Annotated in this window: 15 protein-coding genes; 7 read left to right on the top strand and 8 right to left on the bottom strand. The window is 49.5% G+C overall.

Annotation, left to right across the window (positions count from 1 at the left end; genetic code table 11):
* Nucleotides 1-3 precede the first annotated feature (3 nt).
* From rplB to rpsL, 8 genes are all read right to left on the bottom strand, one after another.
* Nucleotides 4-831 carry a 50S ribosomal protein L2 gene (rplB, locus tag H144_RS0109050; RefSeq protein ID WP_019941737.1) on the bottom strand — a complete coding sequence of 276 codons (828 nt, stop codon included), beginning with the start codon at nucleotides 829-831 and terminating at the stop codon, nucleotides 4-6.
* A 37-nt stretch (nucleotides 832-868) separates the two neighbouring features.
* Nucleotides 869-1156 carry a 50S ribosomal protein L23 gene (gene rplW / locus H144_RS0109045; RefSeq protein ID WP_015813790.1) on the bottom strand — a complete coding sequence of 96 codons (288 nt, stop codon included), beginning with the start codon at nucleotides 1154-1156 and terminating at the stop codon, nucleotides 869-871.
* 2 nt (nucleotides 1157-1158) lie between these two features.
* Nucleotides 1159-1788, bottom strand: coding sequence for a 50S ribosomal protein L4 (rplD, locus tag H144_RS0109040; RefSeq protein ID WP_019941736.1), 630 nt, complete (start codon nucleotides 1786-1788; stop codon nucleotides 1159-1161).
* A 5-nt stretch (nucleotides 1789-1793) separates the two neighbouring features.
* On the bottom strand, nucleotides 1794-2414 hold the full coding sequence (gene rplC, locus H144_RS0109035; RefSeq protein ID WP_015813788.1) for a 50S ribosomal protein L3: 621 nt from the start codon (nucleotides 2412-2414) through the stop codon (nucleotides 1794-1796).
* Between the two features lie 279 nt (nucleotides 2415-2693).
* On the bottom strand, nucleotides 2694-2999 hold the full coding sequence (gene rpsJ / locus H144_RS0109030; protein WP_015813787.1) for a 30S ribosomal protein S10: 306 nt from the start codon (nucleotides 2997-2999) through the stop codon (nucleotides 2694-2696).
* Nucleotides 3000-3132: 133 nt separating this feature from the next.
* On the bottom strand, nucleotides 3133-5253 hold the full coding sequence (fusA, locus tag H144_RS0109025; protein ID WP_019941735.1) for an elongation factor G: 2121 nt from the start codon (nucleotides 5251-5253) through the stop codon (nucleotides 3133-3135).
* A gap of 228 nt (nucleotides 5254-5481) precedes the next feature.
* Entirely contained in the window at nucleotides 5482-5949 is a 468-nt protein-coding gene (gene rpsG / locus H144_RS0109015; protein WP_019941733.1) for a 30S ribosomal protein S7, read from the bottom strand.
* A gap of 119 nt (nucleotides 5950-6068) precedes the next feature.
* The gene (gene rpsL, locus H144_RS0109010) at nucleotides 6069-6482 is read right to left on the bottom strand and encodes a 30S ribosomal protein S12 (protein WP_026350530.1); all 414 of its coding nucleotides are present in this window, start codon (nucleotides 6480-6482) and stop codon (nucleotides 6069-6071) included.
* A 296-nt stretch (nucleotides 6483-6778) separates the two neighbouring features.
* Here rpsL and H144_RS0109005 point away from each other — a divergent pair, with 296 nt between their 5' ends.
* The 7 genes from H144_RS0109005 to H144_RS0108975 all read left to right on the top strand — a co-directional run bounded on the left by H144_RS0109005 (nucleotide 6779) and on the right by H144_RS0108975 (nucleotide 14761).
* A complete protein-coding gene (locus H144_RS0109005) occupies nucleotides 6779-8803 on the top strand; it encodes a CHU_0125 family OmpA-like outer membrane integrity protein (protein WP_026350529.1) in 2025 nt (674 codons plus the stop codon).
* 144 nt (nucleotides 8804-8947) lie between these two features.
* Nucleotides 8948-10138 (top strand): deoxyribodipyrimidine photo-lyase, encoded by a 1191-nt coding sequence (locus H144_RS31640; RefSeq protein ID WP_019941731.1) that lies wholly within the window; start codon nucleotides 8948-8950, stop codon nucleotides 10136-10138.
* Nucleotides 10139-10254: 116 nt separating this feature from the next.
* A complete protein-coding gene (locus tag H144_RS0108995; protein WP_019941730.1) occupies nucleotides 10255-10836 on the top strand; it encodes a LemA family protein in 582 nt (193 codons plus the stop codon).
* 65 nt (nucleotides 10837-10901) lie between these two features.
* Entirely contained in the window at nucleotides 10902-11345 is a 444-nt protein-coding gene (locus H144_RS0108990) for a TPM domain-containing protein (RefSeq protein WP_019941729.1), read from the top strand.
* Nucleotides 11346-11349: 4 nt separating this feature from the next.
* On the top strand, nucleotides 11350-12129 hold the full coding sequence (locus H144_RS0108985; protein WP_019941728.1) for a TPM domain-containing protein: 780 nt from the start codon (nucleotides 11350-11352) through the stop codon (nucleotides 12127-12129).
* A gap of 72 nt (nucleotides 12130-12201) precedes the next feature.
* The gene (locus H144_RS0108980) at nucleotides 12202-13110 is read left to right on the top strand and encodes a DUF8428 domain-containing protein (protein WP_019941727.1); all 909 of its coding nucleotides are present in this window, start codon (nucleotides 12202-12204) and stop codon (nucleotides 13108-13110) included.
* A gap of 157 nt (nucleotides 13111-13267) precedes the next feature.
* Nucleotides 13268-14761: a peptide MFS transporter gene (locus H144_RS0108975; protein WP_026350528.1), complete on the top strand. Its 1494-nt coding sequence runs from the start codon at nucleotides 13268-13270 to the stop codon at nucleotides 14759-14761.
* Nucleotides 14762-14775: the final 14 nt, after the last annotated feature.

The following is a 14775-nucleotide window of genomic DNA, read 5'->3' as shown; positions in this document are numbered from 1 at the left end:
TACTTATTTTTTACGACGGCTGATAATCAATTTCTCAGAATGCTTGTTGCGGTTACGTGTCTTAAGACCCTTCGCGAACTGACCATTTCTAGAACGAGGCTGACCTCCTGACGAACGGCCTTCACCACCACCCATCGGGTGATCAACAGGGTTCATAGCAACACCACGTACGCGTGGACGACGTCCCAACCATCTTCTGCGACCCGCTTTTCCAAGCGAAACGTTCATGTGGCTAGCATTCGAAACAACACCAACTGTTGCGATACATGTTGCCAGTACCATACGCATTTCGCCTGACGGCATTTTCAATACTGCGTATTTACCGCCTTCTCTCGCTACCAGCTGCGCGTAAGCACCGGCGCTTCTTGCAAACTGACCACCTTTACCAGGAGTCAATTCGATATTGTGTACGATCGTACCGACTGGCATCGATCCCAATGGAAGGGCATTTCCAACCTCAGGAGCTACTGAATTTCCGGACACGATAACCTGTCCAACTTTCAGGCCGTTTGGTGCGATGATGTAACGTTTTTCTTCGTCCTCAAACTGGATCAGAGCGATACGCGCTGAACGGTTTGGATCGTATTCGATCGTAAGGACAGTAGCGGGAGCGTCGAAACGATTTCTTTTGAAGTCGATAACGCGGTATTTTTTCTTGTGACCGCCACCAATATATCGCATGGTACGATGTCCCTGGCTGTTACGACCACCTGTTCTTTTGATGGGTTCCAGAAGACTCTTCTCAGGCTTCGACGCGGTGATCTCCTCGAACGTAGGAGCCGAGCGGAAACGCTGACCAGCACTTGTAGGTTTTAATTTTTTAACTGCCATTTGCTATTAACTCGTCTAATGATTTGAAATCGTTCAACTAGGCTTCTCCGTAGATATCGATCGCTTCGCCCTCGGCTACTGTGATGATCGCCTTTTTGATCGTTGACGTTTTTCCAGTGACAAACTTACCTCCCGATGTGCGGGATTTGCTTTTACCAATGCTGCGCATGGTATGAACGCTCTCTACGGTAACCCCGAACAGTTTCTCAACAGCCTTCTTAATCTCTACCTTGTTTGCAGTAAGGGAGACTTCGAAAGCGTATTTACCTTGACCACCCTGAGCCGTTACCTTTTCAGTTATAATCGGACGTTTCAGTACACTCATTGTTATTTGTTCAATTGGGTTTCCAAAATAGAAAGAGCAGATTCACTTATCAGAAGACGGTCTGCATTCATCAGGTCATATGTATTAACCGAATCCACAGTTGTAACCTTCGCTTTCGGAATGTTACGGCTCGACAGGTATACATTGTTGTCGATCTCTGGAAGGATCAATAATGTCTTTGTATTCACAAGAGAAAGTGAATTCAATACATTCAGGAAAGACTTCGTTTTTGGAGCGTCGAAAGTGAATGCTTCCAAAACCGAAACGGCGTTAGCTTGCGCCTTCACAGAAAGTGCCGAACGGCGAGCCAGGGCTTTTACTTTCTTGTTCAGTTTGAAACCGTATGTGCGGGGCCGTGGACCGAAAATACGGCCACCACCTACGAACACCGGAGACTTAATGCTACCTGCACGAGCTCCGCCGGTTCCTTTTTGGCGTTTGATTTTACGTGTAGAGTGACTTACCTCTGCACGTTCTTTTGATTTGTGCGTTCCCTGACGCTGGTTAGCCAGGTAAAGCTTCACATCGAGATAGATCGCGTGCGTGCTAGGTTCAATGCCGAATACTTCTTCTGACACAGTTACCTTCTTGCCGGTATCTTCTCCTTTTATATTTAATACGGACAGTTCCATCGGTACTACTTCTCAATGATTAGAAATGAATTCTTTGAACCCGGTACTGAGCCACTCACTACAAGAATGTTCTGCTCAGGTATCACTTTCAGAATACGCAAATTCTGAATCTTTACACGATTGTTACCCATGCGTCCACCCATACGGATACCTTTGAATACGCGTGATGGGAATGAACAAGCACCAATCGAACCTGGGTGACGGGCCCTGTTATGCTGACCGTGCGTCTGACCACCTACCCCGCCGAATCCGTGACGTTTTACAACACCCTGGAAACCGCGACCTTTGGCAGATCCTACTACGTCAACAAACTCGCCTTCTTCAAAGATGTCCTGTACGGACAATGAAGTTCCAAGTTCATGTTCCACTTCGAATTCCTTGAACTCAACCAATTTTTGCTTGGGAGTCGTGTTGGCTTTCTTGAAGTGGCCAATCAGAGGCTGGGAGGTGTTCTTTTCTTTCTTCTCACCAAAACCTAACTGGATAGCCTTATAGCCATCCTTTTCTTCGGACCTAACTTGTGTAACAACACAAGGACCAGCTTGGATCACAGTACATGCCAGAGCCTGCCCGTCAGCATTGTACAAACTAGTCATTCCGATTTTTTTACCAATTAAACCAGACATGTTTGAAATTTAAATTTAGCAGGTAAAACCCCTTATTCTTTAAAACGGACTGCAAAGGTAGAAAAAACGAATTTTATATCCTAACAGCCTAAAAATATTTCTCGCTGATAATCAGCAAAAAAGGTCAGATGAACGAACATCTGACCTCATTTTGTGAGAAGCTGACTGATATCGCCATTAACTGCGTGCCTGTCAGGCTTTTCTGAGCTCAGATGTGGTTTCCAGAGGAACCCGGACCTTCATCCAATTTATGTAGTTGGCTTAACTAAGCCGGTAATACTAAACTTTGATCTCTACGTCAACGCCGCTTGGCAATTCGAGCTTCATCAGGGCGTCTACCGTTTTTGCACTTGTAGAGAAAATGTCCACCAAACGCTTGTAGGTACAAAGCTGGAATTGCTCTCTCGATTTTTTGTTAACGTGCGGCGAACGAAGAACAGTGAATTTCTCTGTCTTTGTAGGCAAAGGAATAGGACCGCTTACTACCGCGCCTGTCGCCTTTACTGCCTTAACGATTTTCTCAGCTGATTTGTCAACCAAGTTGTGGTCGAATGACCGAAGTTTGATACGGATCTTTTGATTCATTGTATTGGTTTGTTTCCGGTTCAGAAAATCTCATCAGGTTGCCTGACAATTACACCTGTGAAAGAACCATTTACTTCACAGGCTATATCATAAAAATGCGTTGCAGAATTGCTCCTGCAACGCATTCATTTTATTAAGCCTTAACGAGGCCTTTCGCCTTCTCGATAACACCCTCAGCGATGTTATTCGGTACGATTTCGTAGTAAGCGAATGTCAGGGATGCAGTAGCACGGCCTGATGACATGGTACGAAGGTCAGTTACGTAACCGAACAATTCCGACAAAGGTACATCAGCCTTGATCACCTGCGCACCGTTACGGGTGTCCATACCGCGCATGATACCACGACGACGGTTCAAGTCACCTGTGATAGGACCAGTATACTCGTCCGGAGTCAGAACTTCCACGTGCATGATAGGTTCCAGCAATTTCGATCCGGCGTTGCGTGCAGCTTCTTTGAAACCAAGCTTGGCAGCCAATTCGAAAGAGAGTGAATCTGAATCGACATCGTGGAATGAACCGTGGAACAAACGCACTTTCATGGAATCCAATGGGAACCCGGCAAGCGCACCGTTGATCATCGCAGCTTCGAAACCTTTCTGAACAGGAGCGATGAATTCGCGAGGGATAGCACCACCCACAACTTCGTTCACAAACTGCAAACCGGTTTTTGGCTCTTTGCCTTCTTCGTTGTCGTCACGTGGTCCGATTTCGAATACGATATCGGCGAATTTACCACGACCACCCGTTTGTTTCTTGTAAACCTCACGGTGTTCGAAGTTCTTGGTAAGAATCTCTTTGTAAGCAACCTGAGGAGCACCCTGGTTTACTTCCACTTTGAACTCACGACGCATACGGTCGATGATGATTTCCAAGTGAAGCTCACCCATACCTTTGATGATCGTCTGACCAGTCTCTTCGTTCGATTCAACCTGAAGCGTCGGATCTTCTTCGATCAGTTTGGTGATCGCTTTCGAGAAGTTATCGCTGTCAGCCGCTTTCTTAGGCTCGATCGCATAACCGATTACCGGTTCCGGGAACACCATTGATTCGAGGATGATAGGCGATTTTTCCTCTGAAAGGGTATCTCCTGTTTTGATATCTTTAAAACCTACTACCGCACCAATATCACCTGCTTCCAGCTTATCGATCTGATTTTGCTTGTTAGCGTGCATTTGGAAAATACGGGAGATACGCTCTTTGTTACCTGAACGGTTGTTCAATACATATGAACCTGATTCAAGTACACCCGAGTAAGAACGGATGAAGCAAAGGCGACCTACGTAAGGGTCAGTTGCAATTTTGAATGCAAGCGCGCAGAAAGGATCTGTTTCTGACGGCTTACGGCTGATTTCGTTACCTGTGCGCGGATCTGTACCAACGATGTTTTCGCGATCCAGTGGTGAAGGCAGGATAGCCATCACGTAATCCAGCATGGTTTGAACGCCTTTGTTTTTGAAAGAAGATCCGCAAACCATCGGAACAATCTTCATGCTGATAGTCGCAGCGCGCAATGCCGCAAGGATTTCGTCTTCTGTGATGGAGTTAGGATCTTCGAAGTATTTCTCCATCAAAGTCTCGTCGAACTCAGCAACCGCTTCGAGCAATTTCTCTCTCCATTCGGTAGCTTCTTCCAGCATATCGTCAGGAATAGGCACCTCGGTGAAAGTCATACCTTTATCAGCTTCGTTCCACTCGATACCGCGGAAGTTAACGAGGTCAACCACGCCACGGAAAGTATCTTCTGCACCGATAGGCAATTGAAGAGGTACAGCGTAGCTGCCCAGCATTTCTTTCACCTGCGTACAAACTTTCAGGAAGTCTGCACCCGAACGGTCCATTTTGTTCACGAAACCGATACGCGCTACATTATAGTTGTTAGCAAGGCGCCAGTTTGTTTCAGACTGAGGCTCAACACCATCTACTGCACTGAAAAGGAACACAAGACCATCCAATACGCGGAGTGAACGGTTTACCTCTACGGTAAAGTCAACGTGCCCCGGAGTATCGATGATGTTGATGTGGTATTTTTCGTTGCGGTAGTTCCAGTTAACAGTCGTAGCAGCGGAAGTAATAGTGATACCACGCTCCTGCTCCTGCTCCATCCAGTCCATCGTAGCAGCACCATCGTGCACTTCTCCGATTTTGTGGCTAACCCCTGCGTAGTAAAGGATACGCTCCGTTGTCGTCGTTTTACCGGCATCGATGTGCGCAGCAATACCTATGTTTCTTGTTAATCTTAAATCACGTGCCATGACAGATGGTGATGTGTTTTTTTATATTCAAAGTGCAATTCAATGCGAAGCTGTTCGAACTTTCTGCTCAGCGTAAACTGCTGGTTTTGAAAATTCAGAGCGCAAAAGTATAAATTGTTGATTATAAAAACAATTAAGGAAAAGTTATTTTTCTCAAAACCATTAAAATAAAAATCGGGAACCCGGACAAACCGGGCTCCCGACCATTCATTATGTCTGCGCTCCTGCTTAGAAACGGAAGTGCGAGAACGCCTTGTTGGCATCTGCCATACGGTGCGTATCGTCTTTCTTCTTCACAGCAGCACCTTCACCTTTCGCAGCAGCGATGATTTCGCCAGCCAGACGGTCAACCATTGTCTTTTCACCACGCTTGCGGGAATAGTTGATCAACCATTTCATGCCCAGTGACTGCTTGCGCTCAGGACGAACTTCGGTAGGAACCTGGAAAGTAGCACCACCCACGCGACGGCTCTTCACCTCTACGGAAGGGGTAACATTGTTCAGTGCCTTTTTCCATGTTTCCAGGCCATTTTCGCTGGTTTTTTTCTCAACCAGTTCCAATGCATCATAGAAAATAGTGAAAGCAATGCTCTTCTTTCCTTCGTACATCAGGTTGTTTACGAATTTGGTAACCTGTACGTCCCTGAACTTCGGATCAGGAAGGATATATCTTTTCTTAGGTTTCGACTTTCTCATTTTGTCTTAATTTTTTTAACGAGGTTTCGTTTTGCAACTTATTCACCCTGGGGTAAATGCCAGGATTACTTCCCTTTTATAAGATTGAATTACTTAATAAAAGCAGAGAGAGTTACTTTTTATTTTTTCTTACCTTTTACTGGCGCTGCCGGAGCTTGTCCTGGTTTCGGACGCTTCGCACCATATTTAGAACGACGTTGTTTACGTCCGTTAACACCGGCGGTATCCAATGCACCACGGATAATGTGGTAACGAACACCTGGCAAATCCTTCACACGACCACCGCGGATCAATACGATCGAGTGCTCTTGCAGGTTGTGGCCTTCACCTGGGATGTAGGCATTCACCTCCTTGTTGTTCGAAAGACGAACACGGGCTACTTTACGAAGCGCGGAGTTCGGTTTCTTAGGCGTAGTTGTGTACACCCGGGTGCACACGCCCCTGCGCTGAGGGCATGAATCCAAAGCCGGAGACTTGGATTTCCATGTAATGGTCTCTCTACCTTTACGGACTAATTGTGAAATAGTAGGCATTTAACAATTTGATTTTGATCCGGTTAGCTAACCGATCGTTTGTTATATAAACACTTTTCCCGAAAAATCGGACTGCAAAAGTAATAAACCATCCTTGATTTACAAACCGTTAACAACTTTTTTTATCCATTTCCTACCATTCGGCAGGAAGGGTTGTCAGGAAGTGGTCACAAGGGGTCAGATTCGAATAAAATTCTTCCTATCTAGTATCCTGAATTTTATTTCCAAACGTTGTTTATTAGTATTGTTTTTCAGAAACCCAGTGCGCGTCGAATCTTGATTTTATACTTTACATTATGAAACTTTTCCGGAGTTACTTTACTCTCATAATTTGTTTTGCCCTTTGCTTATACTTGTCCGGATGCAATTCGGCGATGCAGGCCTATAAAGACGGTCAGAAGAAATTTGCAAACGGCGAGTATGATCTCGCGATCAAGGGTTTCCAGAAAGCAGCCGAAGCCAACTATGAACCCGTGCAGACGAGCTACCTCATCGCCGAGTCGTACCGCCTCTCCAACCGCTTCAAAGAAGCCATTCCCTATTATAAAAAAGCGCTCGACGGCGGCATTACGAATCCCGACGCCCGTTTTCAATATGCCTATGCATTGAAAACCACCGGCGAGTATGCCGATGCTTCCGCACAATTCTCCGAGTTCGCAAAAACCCAGAATGTAGCCCAGAATTTGCAGGAAAGGGCATTGCGCGAAGTGGAAATCATCCGCATTGCCGACCGCCTGAAAACGACAAAAATGGAAGTCACACTCAAAGACCTTCCGTTGAATACCGCCGGCTCGGAGTTCTCGCCGACCGTCGTAGGCAATGAGCTAGTGTTCTCCGCTTCTAAAAAAGAGAAGATTTACACCAACAACGGCCAGCCGATGCTGGGGCTTTACAAAATCAATATCGCTTCCGATCCTGGCAGTACACAGGGCAACCCTGTTCTTTTTAGCCAGGAAGTTTTTGCGCCGGAAGCTCACGACGCGTCTCCCGCGTTCTCGCCCGATGGCAAAACGCTCGTATTCGCCAGGAGTAATACCGGCAAGAAAAAAGACAAATCGCCGGATGTGGATCTCTACATGAGCCGCAACATCAACGGCCAATGGACACCACCCGCCCTGCTCCCCATTAACGATTCGCTTGCATGGGATGGCTCGCCCGCATTCTCCCGCGACGGCAAGACGCTCTATTTCGCCTCCAACCGCGCCGGCGGCGTAGGCGGTATCGACATTTACCGCACCAATATGGATGCCTCCGGCCGGTTCAGCCGCCCCGTTAATATGGGCCGCGACATTAATACCGCCGGTGACGATATGTTTCCCTACGTAGCGGAAGGCGGAAAGCTCTACTTTGCATCCGACGGCCACCCTGGCCTCGGCAAACTCGACCTGTTTTCAGCTACCCGGACGCAAGGTGTGATCACGATCGAAAATATGGGGCTTCCGTTTAACAGCCCCCAAGACGACTTTGGACTGGTGTTTTACAAGGATCTCAATAAGGGCTTCTTCGCTTCAAACCGTGACGGCGGCAAGGGCGATGACGACATTTACTATTTTTCAGGGCCGGAGGAAGAAGACACGACCACCGTTGCCAAGCACAGCGACCCCAACGATCCGCTCAATCCGAACAACCCCAACTTCATAAACGGCAAACGGAAAGTGGTACGCTATTTCCTCGGTGGAAATGTGATTGCCAATGGTGAAACCCCTACCCCGATCGACTCGGCTGTCGTACACATTCTGCCAGATACTTCGGATACACAGATTGCCGAATTCCCGACTGCCAAAGATGGCAAGTTTGGTCGGCAGCCCGTCGAAGAAGGCCAATCCTACCAGTTACTCGTGCAGCGCAAAGGCTATATCAGCAAACGCGAGCCGTTCTCGATGTCGGGACGGAATATTCCGCCGATCTTCCTCACCAAAGAGTTAACAGACACTACATTCAATGTGACGATCAAGCTCGACAAGCTGGAATTGAACAAAACCTTCGTTCTGGAAAACATTTATTACGATTTGAACAAATACAATATCCGTCCCGACGCCGCGGTGGAACTCGACAAGCTTGTCCAGATTCTGAAAGACAACCCGACGATGACCATCGAGCTCAGCTCGCATACGGATGCGCGTGCGACCGACGCCTATAACATGACGCTCTCGCAGAACCGCGCCGAATCCGCCGTGGCCTACCTGAATTCCAAAGGCATCGAGGCCGACCGGATGGAGGCCAAAGGCTATGGGGAAAGGGAGCTCATCATTCCGAACGCCAAAACCGAGGAAGAGCACCAACGCAACCGCCGCACGGAATTCACCATCCTGAGCTACTGATTTTACCCAACCATACCAAAGCCCGCTGCGAACCGATCCGTTCACAGCGGGCTTTTTCATAGGCAGCCCGGGTCATGCCGACGTGTCATTTTTTGTATACTTGCATTTATAAACATCCCAACGAGTACTTATCAGTTTGTATTAATGGCCCGACGCATTATCTATTGGTTCAGGAATGATTTGAGGTTAAAGGACAACCAGGCGCTTGCCGCTGCCGTTAGCTCCGCCGGTGAAATCATCCCGGTATATGTTTTTGATCCACGCCAATTTGAAAAAACAAAGCTTGGTTTCCGCCGCACCAGCGCATTGCGCGCCCGCTTCCTGATCGAATCCGTGGCGGAGCTCCGTGAAAATATCCGGCATAAAGGCGGCGACCTCATCATACGCACGGGCGCACCCGAAGCGATCGTCGCCAAACTTGCGGAAGACTACGACGCGGATTATGTGTATACCAGCAAGGAAATCGCCCCGCAGGAAACCCGCATCGAATCCTCATTGAGTAAAAATCTCAAACTGGCGAATGTGGACATCAAGCTGTTCTGGATGGATACGATGGTGAATGCGTTCGACCTGCCTTTCCCCGTTTCCAAGCTACCTTCCGCATTTGCGGAGTTCGCCGGCCAGCTGAGCAACGACCTGAAAATCAAGGAACAATTCCCGACACCGGAGAAAATTACATTACCCGCAGACTACGAAGCCGGCGCTATGCCGGGCCTGCCCGAGCTGGGTATCGACCCGAAAGAGATCCCCGCAGGCGCACCGGAAACATCACCGGGCGGCGAGTCGCACGCGTTGGCGGCATTGAAAGCATATGTTGAAGATTATGTCAAAAAAGACATTTCCTACCCGTCCGCAGAGCCGTTGACCGATACCCGCCTCTCCGACTGGCTCTCGCTGGGCTGCATTTCGGCTTCCTACATTTACAGGAGCGTAAAAGTGGCCCAGTCGCATGCTGTAACGGAAGATGCGATCATAACCAACCTGTTAAAACGGGAATTCTGGCATTGGACATTGTTACGGTACGGCCCGCGGATGTTCAAACCGAGCGGGGTGAAGCATCATTTCTTCCGCCGCTGGACCAACGATCACGCTGCTTTCGGCAAATGGACGAACGCCCAAACGGAAGACCGGACGATCAACGAAATTATGCGTAAGCTCAATACCACCGGCTTCATTACCGCCGCCGAACGCGGGACCGCGGCCCAGTACCTCGTCGACGATCTGGATATTAACTGGACCTGGGGCGCAATGTATTTTGAAAGCCTCCTGATGGATTACGAGGCATCCGTGAACTGGGGAAGATGGAACAATACGGCCGGTGTCGGCGAAGACTGATCCGGCTTAAACCAGGCAATATTGCCCTATGGAACCGCTCATATAGTTTTTCTCAAAGTTTTGCTAGCTTTGGTCAACTTTGAACCACATTCAATAACTCTAAACTGAATATTACAATGTCAAAAGGACTCATTGCAGTTATCGTCGTAGTTCTGATTCTCGGATTCGTTGGCTGCGGTAAATATAATGGCCTCGTGCAAAAAGATGAGGTAGTAAAAGAATCATGGGCGGGTGTGGAAAGCCAGTATCAGCGCCGCGCCGACCTTATTCCGAACCTCGTCAACACCGTGAAAGGTGCAGCGGATTTTGAAAAAAGCACGCTCACCGCGGTAATCGAAGCGCGCAGCAAGGCAACGCAAACGACCATCAGCGCCGATCAGCTGACCCCCGAAAACATCGCCAAGTTCCAGGCTGCGCAAGACCAGCTGAGCGGTTCATTGTCGCGACTGCTCGTTTCGGTGGAACAGTATCCGAATCTGAAAGCCAATCAGAACTTCCTGGAATTGCAGGCCCAGCTCGAAGGCACCGAGAACCGCATATCGGTAGAGCGCGGCAAGTTCAACACGGTGGTGAAAGATTATAACCAGGAGGTACGCACCTTCCCGACCAACCTCTTCGCCGGAGTGTTCGGCTTCGCCCAGAAAGGCTACTTCACGGCCGCTCCGGGTTCCGACAAAGCGCCAACCGTACAATTCTAATCGCTGCGCCGGACCGACCAAGTCCGGCGCAATCATTTTATCACCCAACAGCAGCAGTCCGGCCCATGGCAAGCGAACCCCTATTTTTCACCGAGGAAGAGCAGCAATACATTGTTGAAGCGATCCAGGAAGCGGAAAAGCAGACTTCCGGGGAGGTGAAAGTGCATATCGAAAGAAAATGTCCTGCCCCCGACGTCATGGACCGCGCCAGGGAGGTGTTCCTCTTTCTGCATCTGCACGAAACCGCCGAACGCAACGGGGTATTGTTTTACCTCGCCCACGAGGACCGGAAATTTGCCGTGCTGGGCGATAAAGGTATTGACGAAAAGGTAACCGCCGACTTTTGGGACAGTACCAAAGAGCTCTTGCGCAACCATTTTAAGGCCGGCGAGTTCAAGGAAGGGCTGCGGCACGGTATCCTGGAAGCGGGCATCCAACTCAAAAAGCATTTCCCCTACCAGTCCGGCGACATCAACGAACTTCCGGACGACATTTCGTTCGGCTATTAATCCTATGAAGCAATTCATCTTATATATACTGCTCGTCATAGCGGCCCTCGCGGGCGTGCAGGCGCAGGACATCCCTCCCAAACCCGATCCCCCAAGGCTCGTAAACGACCTGGCCAACCAGCTCAACCCCTCGGAGGAAGCGCAGTTGGAACAAAAGCTCGTCGCCTACAATGACTCGACGTCGTCACAGATCGTAGTCGTGATTGTACCGACATTGGGAGATTACCCTATCGCCGACTATGCATTCAAGCTAGGCACGGACTGGGGCGTGGGGCAAAAAGGTAAGAATAACGGTATCGTACTGTTGTGGGCGCCCAAGGAGCGGAAGGTTTTTATCGCGACGGGTTACGGCCTCGAAGGCGCTATCCCCGATGCGATCGCGAAACGCATTGTATCACAGGTCATCACACCGCAGTTCAAAGCCGGGCAGTTTTACCAGGGCTTGAACGACGGCGTGGATATGATATTCAAATATGCCACTGGCGAGTACAAGGCCGATCCGAAAGAGGATAATGGCGAGGGCGGAGGATTCCCTCCCGTGCTCATTTTCGTGATCATATTCGTGATCATCCTCATCTTTATCTTCCGTAACCGCGGCGGAGGCGGCGGTAACCGCGGCTACCGCGACCTCGGCGTGCCCCCCATCTTCTTTCCCTATACCACGCATTCGGGCCGCGGTAGCAGTTCCGGCAACTGGGGCGGATTCGGCGGCGGCGACGGTGGTGGTTTCGGCGGGTTTGGAGGCGGCAGCTTCGGCGGCGGTGGTGCCGGGGGCGATTACTAGCTACGTATAGTAGTGGCACGCTTTTTTGTACAAATTCCATAATCTATATCACCAAAACCTAAACGTAGATTTATGGAAAGGAAAAGCAATACCGGTTTGGTCGTAGGACTGATCCTGATGACCATCCTGGCGGCCGTGTTCGGATACCTGTATTACAAAGAACACAACATCACACAAAAGCAGGAAACAGACCTCGAAACCCGGGTCAGGGAACTTGCAGCCTCTGAAATCAAGCTCGACTCGATCTCCAAACAGCTGGACGCGCGCATTCTGGAAGTACAAGGCCTCGGCGGCGACATTGCAGAATTGCAGAAAGTAAAAGCGTCACTCGAAAACGACCGGGCGTCCTTGCGCAAGGGTAATGCTAATATGGGCCGGAAAATCAAGGAATACGAACAATTCCTGACCCAGAAAGACACCGAAATCGCGCAGCTGCGCGAAGAAAACCAGCAGCTCATCAGCCAGAACGAAGGCCTGACCCAGGAACGGAACGAACTCCAAACCAGCCGTCAGGCGGTACGCGACTCGCTAAGCGGCGTGGTAGCCAAGAACACCGAGCTGGAATCGAAGGTAACGATGGCTTCTGCACTCCGTGCGCGTAATGTGAAAGTGTACGCGGTATCTTCCAAAGGCAAAGTGCGGGAGGGCGAAAATGTCAAATCCAAAAGGGTGGACAAGGTACGGGTAGATTTCATTCTGGAAAAGAACCCGCTGACCACGACCGACAACAAAACCGTGTATATGCGTATCATCGATCCCAGCGGTGCCACCATTTCCGATACTAAAACCGGCTCCGGCGTTTTCCAGTATAACGGACAGGAACAAGGCTACACCATCAGCAAAGATGTAATGTATTCCAATAACAACCAGGACGTAAGCATTATGTACGACCGCGACGCGCCATTCACCTCCGGCAAGTACACCATCGAGCTTTATTCCGAAGGATTTTCGATCGGCGAAGGATCATTCTCCGTCAAATAACGAGCCATTTCAACCGTTCATTAAAAGCGGTAGCAGCATTCGAAGCTGCTACCGCTTTTATTTTGCTGATTGATTGATATTTACCCATAATTCCTATCTTGCACGATAAAAACGTACCGTTTACAACCCCAAAAACCAAATAAAACACTTCTCTTCTATGTCTTCACAGATTTCCCAAAAACATCCCAAAGGACTGTATGTCTTGTTCTTTGCCGAAATGTGGGAACGTTTCAGCTACTACGGCATGCGGGCCATTCTACTGCTTTTCCTCCTCGACAATATCAAAGGCGGAATGGGAATGAGTGCAGCCGAAGGGACGGCTATTTACGGGCTTTATACCGCTTCCGTTTACTTGCTCACATTGCCCGGTGGCTGGTTGGCAGATAACATTTTGGGTCAAAAAAAGGCCATTTGGTACGGCGGTATCGTCATCATGCTGGGGCACATTATTTTGGCCGTACCCGCCGGGTCGGTCATATTCTTTTTAGGGCTTTGTACGGTGGCCATTGGTACCGGTCTTTTAAAACCGAACATCAGCTCCATCGTAGGCGAGCTCTACCCCGAAGGCGGCGCACGCCGTGACGCGGCATTCTCCATCTTTTATATGGGTATTAACCTTGGCTCCTTCCTCGGTATCGCCATCGTAGGCTACCTGGGCGAAAAAGTGAGCTGGCACATGGGCTTCGGTGCGGCAGCGATAGGCATGTTGCTCGGGTTGATCGTATTCCGGTATGGCAGCGCCACGCATTTGAAAGGGCTCGGCGACGTGCCATCGGCCAAAGAAGATTCCCAGGAAGCAGGTGCACCGGCCTCGGGCAACAGCAAAATGCTGGGTTATGGGCTCATCGCACTGCTGGTCGTGTTCCTCATTGTGCTGCAATCCACCGGTACCATTAATATGACCACCGCCCAGGGCCTCGCACAAGGTGCCGGTATCATTATCGTTTCCATTTCCGCCGCCTACTTCCTGTTTATCCTCGTGGCGGGCGGGCTTACGCGCGTGGAAAAATACCGCGTCGGCGTACTGATCATACTCTTCCTGGCCATTGCATTGTTTTGGGCGGGCTATGAGCAGGCGGGCACTTCGTTGCAGATTTTTGCCGAGCGCCATACCCAGCGCATGATCGGCGGATGGGAAGTACCGTCCAGCTGGTTCCAGAACTTCCAGCCAACTTTCGTACTCATCTTCGCGCCCGTGCTGGCGAGCCTTTGGATTTCACTTTCTTCCAAAAACCGTAACCCCTCCATTCCCGTCAAGTTTGCGATGGGTTTGATATTGCTTGGTCTCAGCTTCTTCGTGATGGTGGCCGCTTCCAATATCGCGGTGAAGGGCGAGCTTGCTTCGCCGTTTTTCCTCACATTTACCTACTTCCTCCACACGATCGGCGAGCTTTGCGTGAGCCCTGTCGGGTTGAGTTCCTATACCAAACTAGCCCCTAAGCGTTATGTGAGCCAGCTAATGGGGATCTGGTTTGTGGGCGCGTCGCTCGGTAACCTCATCGCCGGACTTTTCGCAGGCGGTTTCGACGAATCGAATATTATGCAAATGCCGGCCCTGTTCAACCAGGTAGCTATTATTACCACCATTTTCGGCCTGATCCTGCTTGTTTTCTGGAAGCCGATCAAAGGCTGGATGGGAGGCATTCACTAATGTGATTTTACATA

Source organism: Dyadobacter beijingensis DSM 21582 (assembly GCF_000382205.1).
GTDB lineage: Bacteria > Bacteroidota > Bacteroidia > Cytophagales > Spirosomataceae > Dyadobacter > Dyadobacter beijingensis.
Note: the sequence above shows the minus strand (reverse complement) of the source record. Positions and strands in the feature narration are given on the sequence as shown.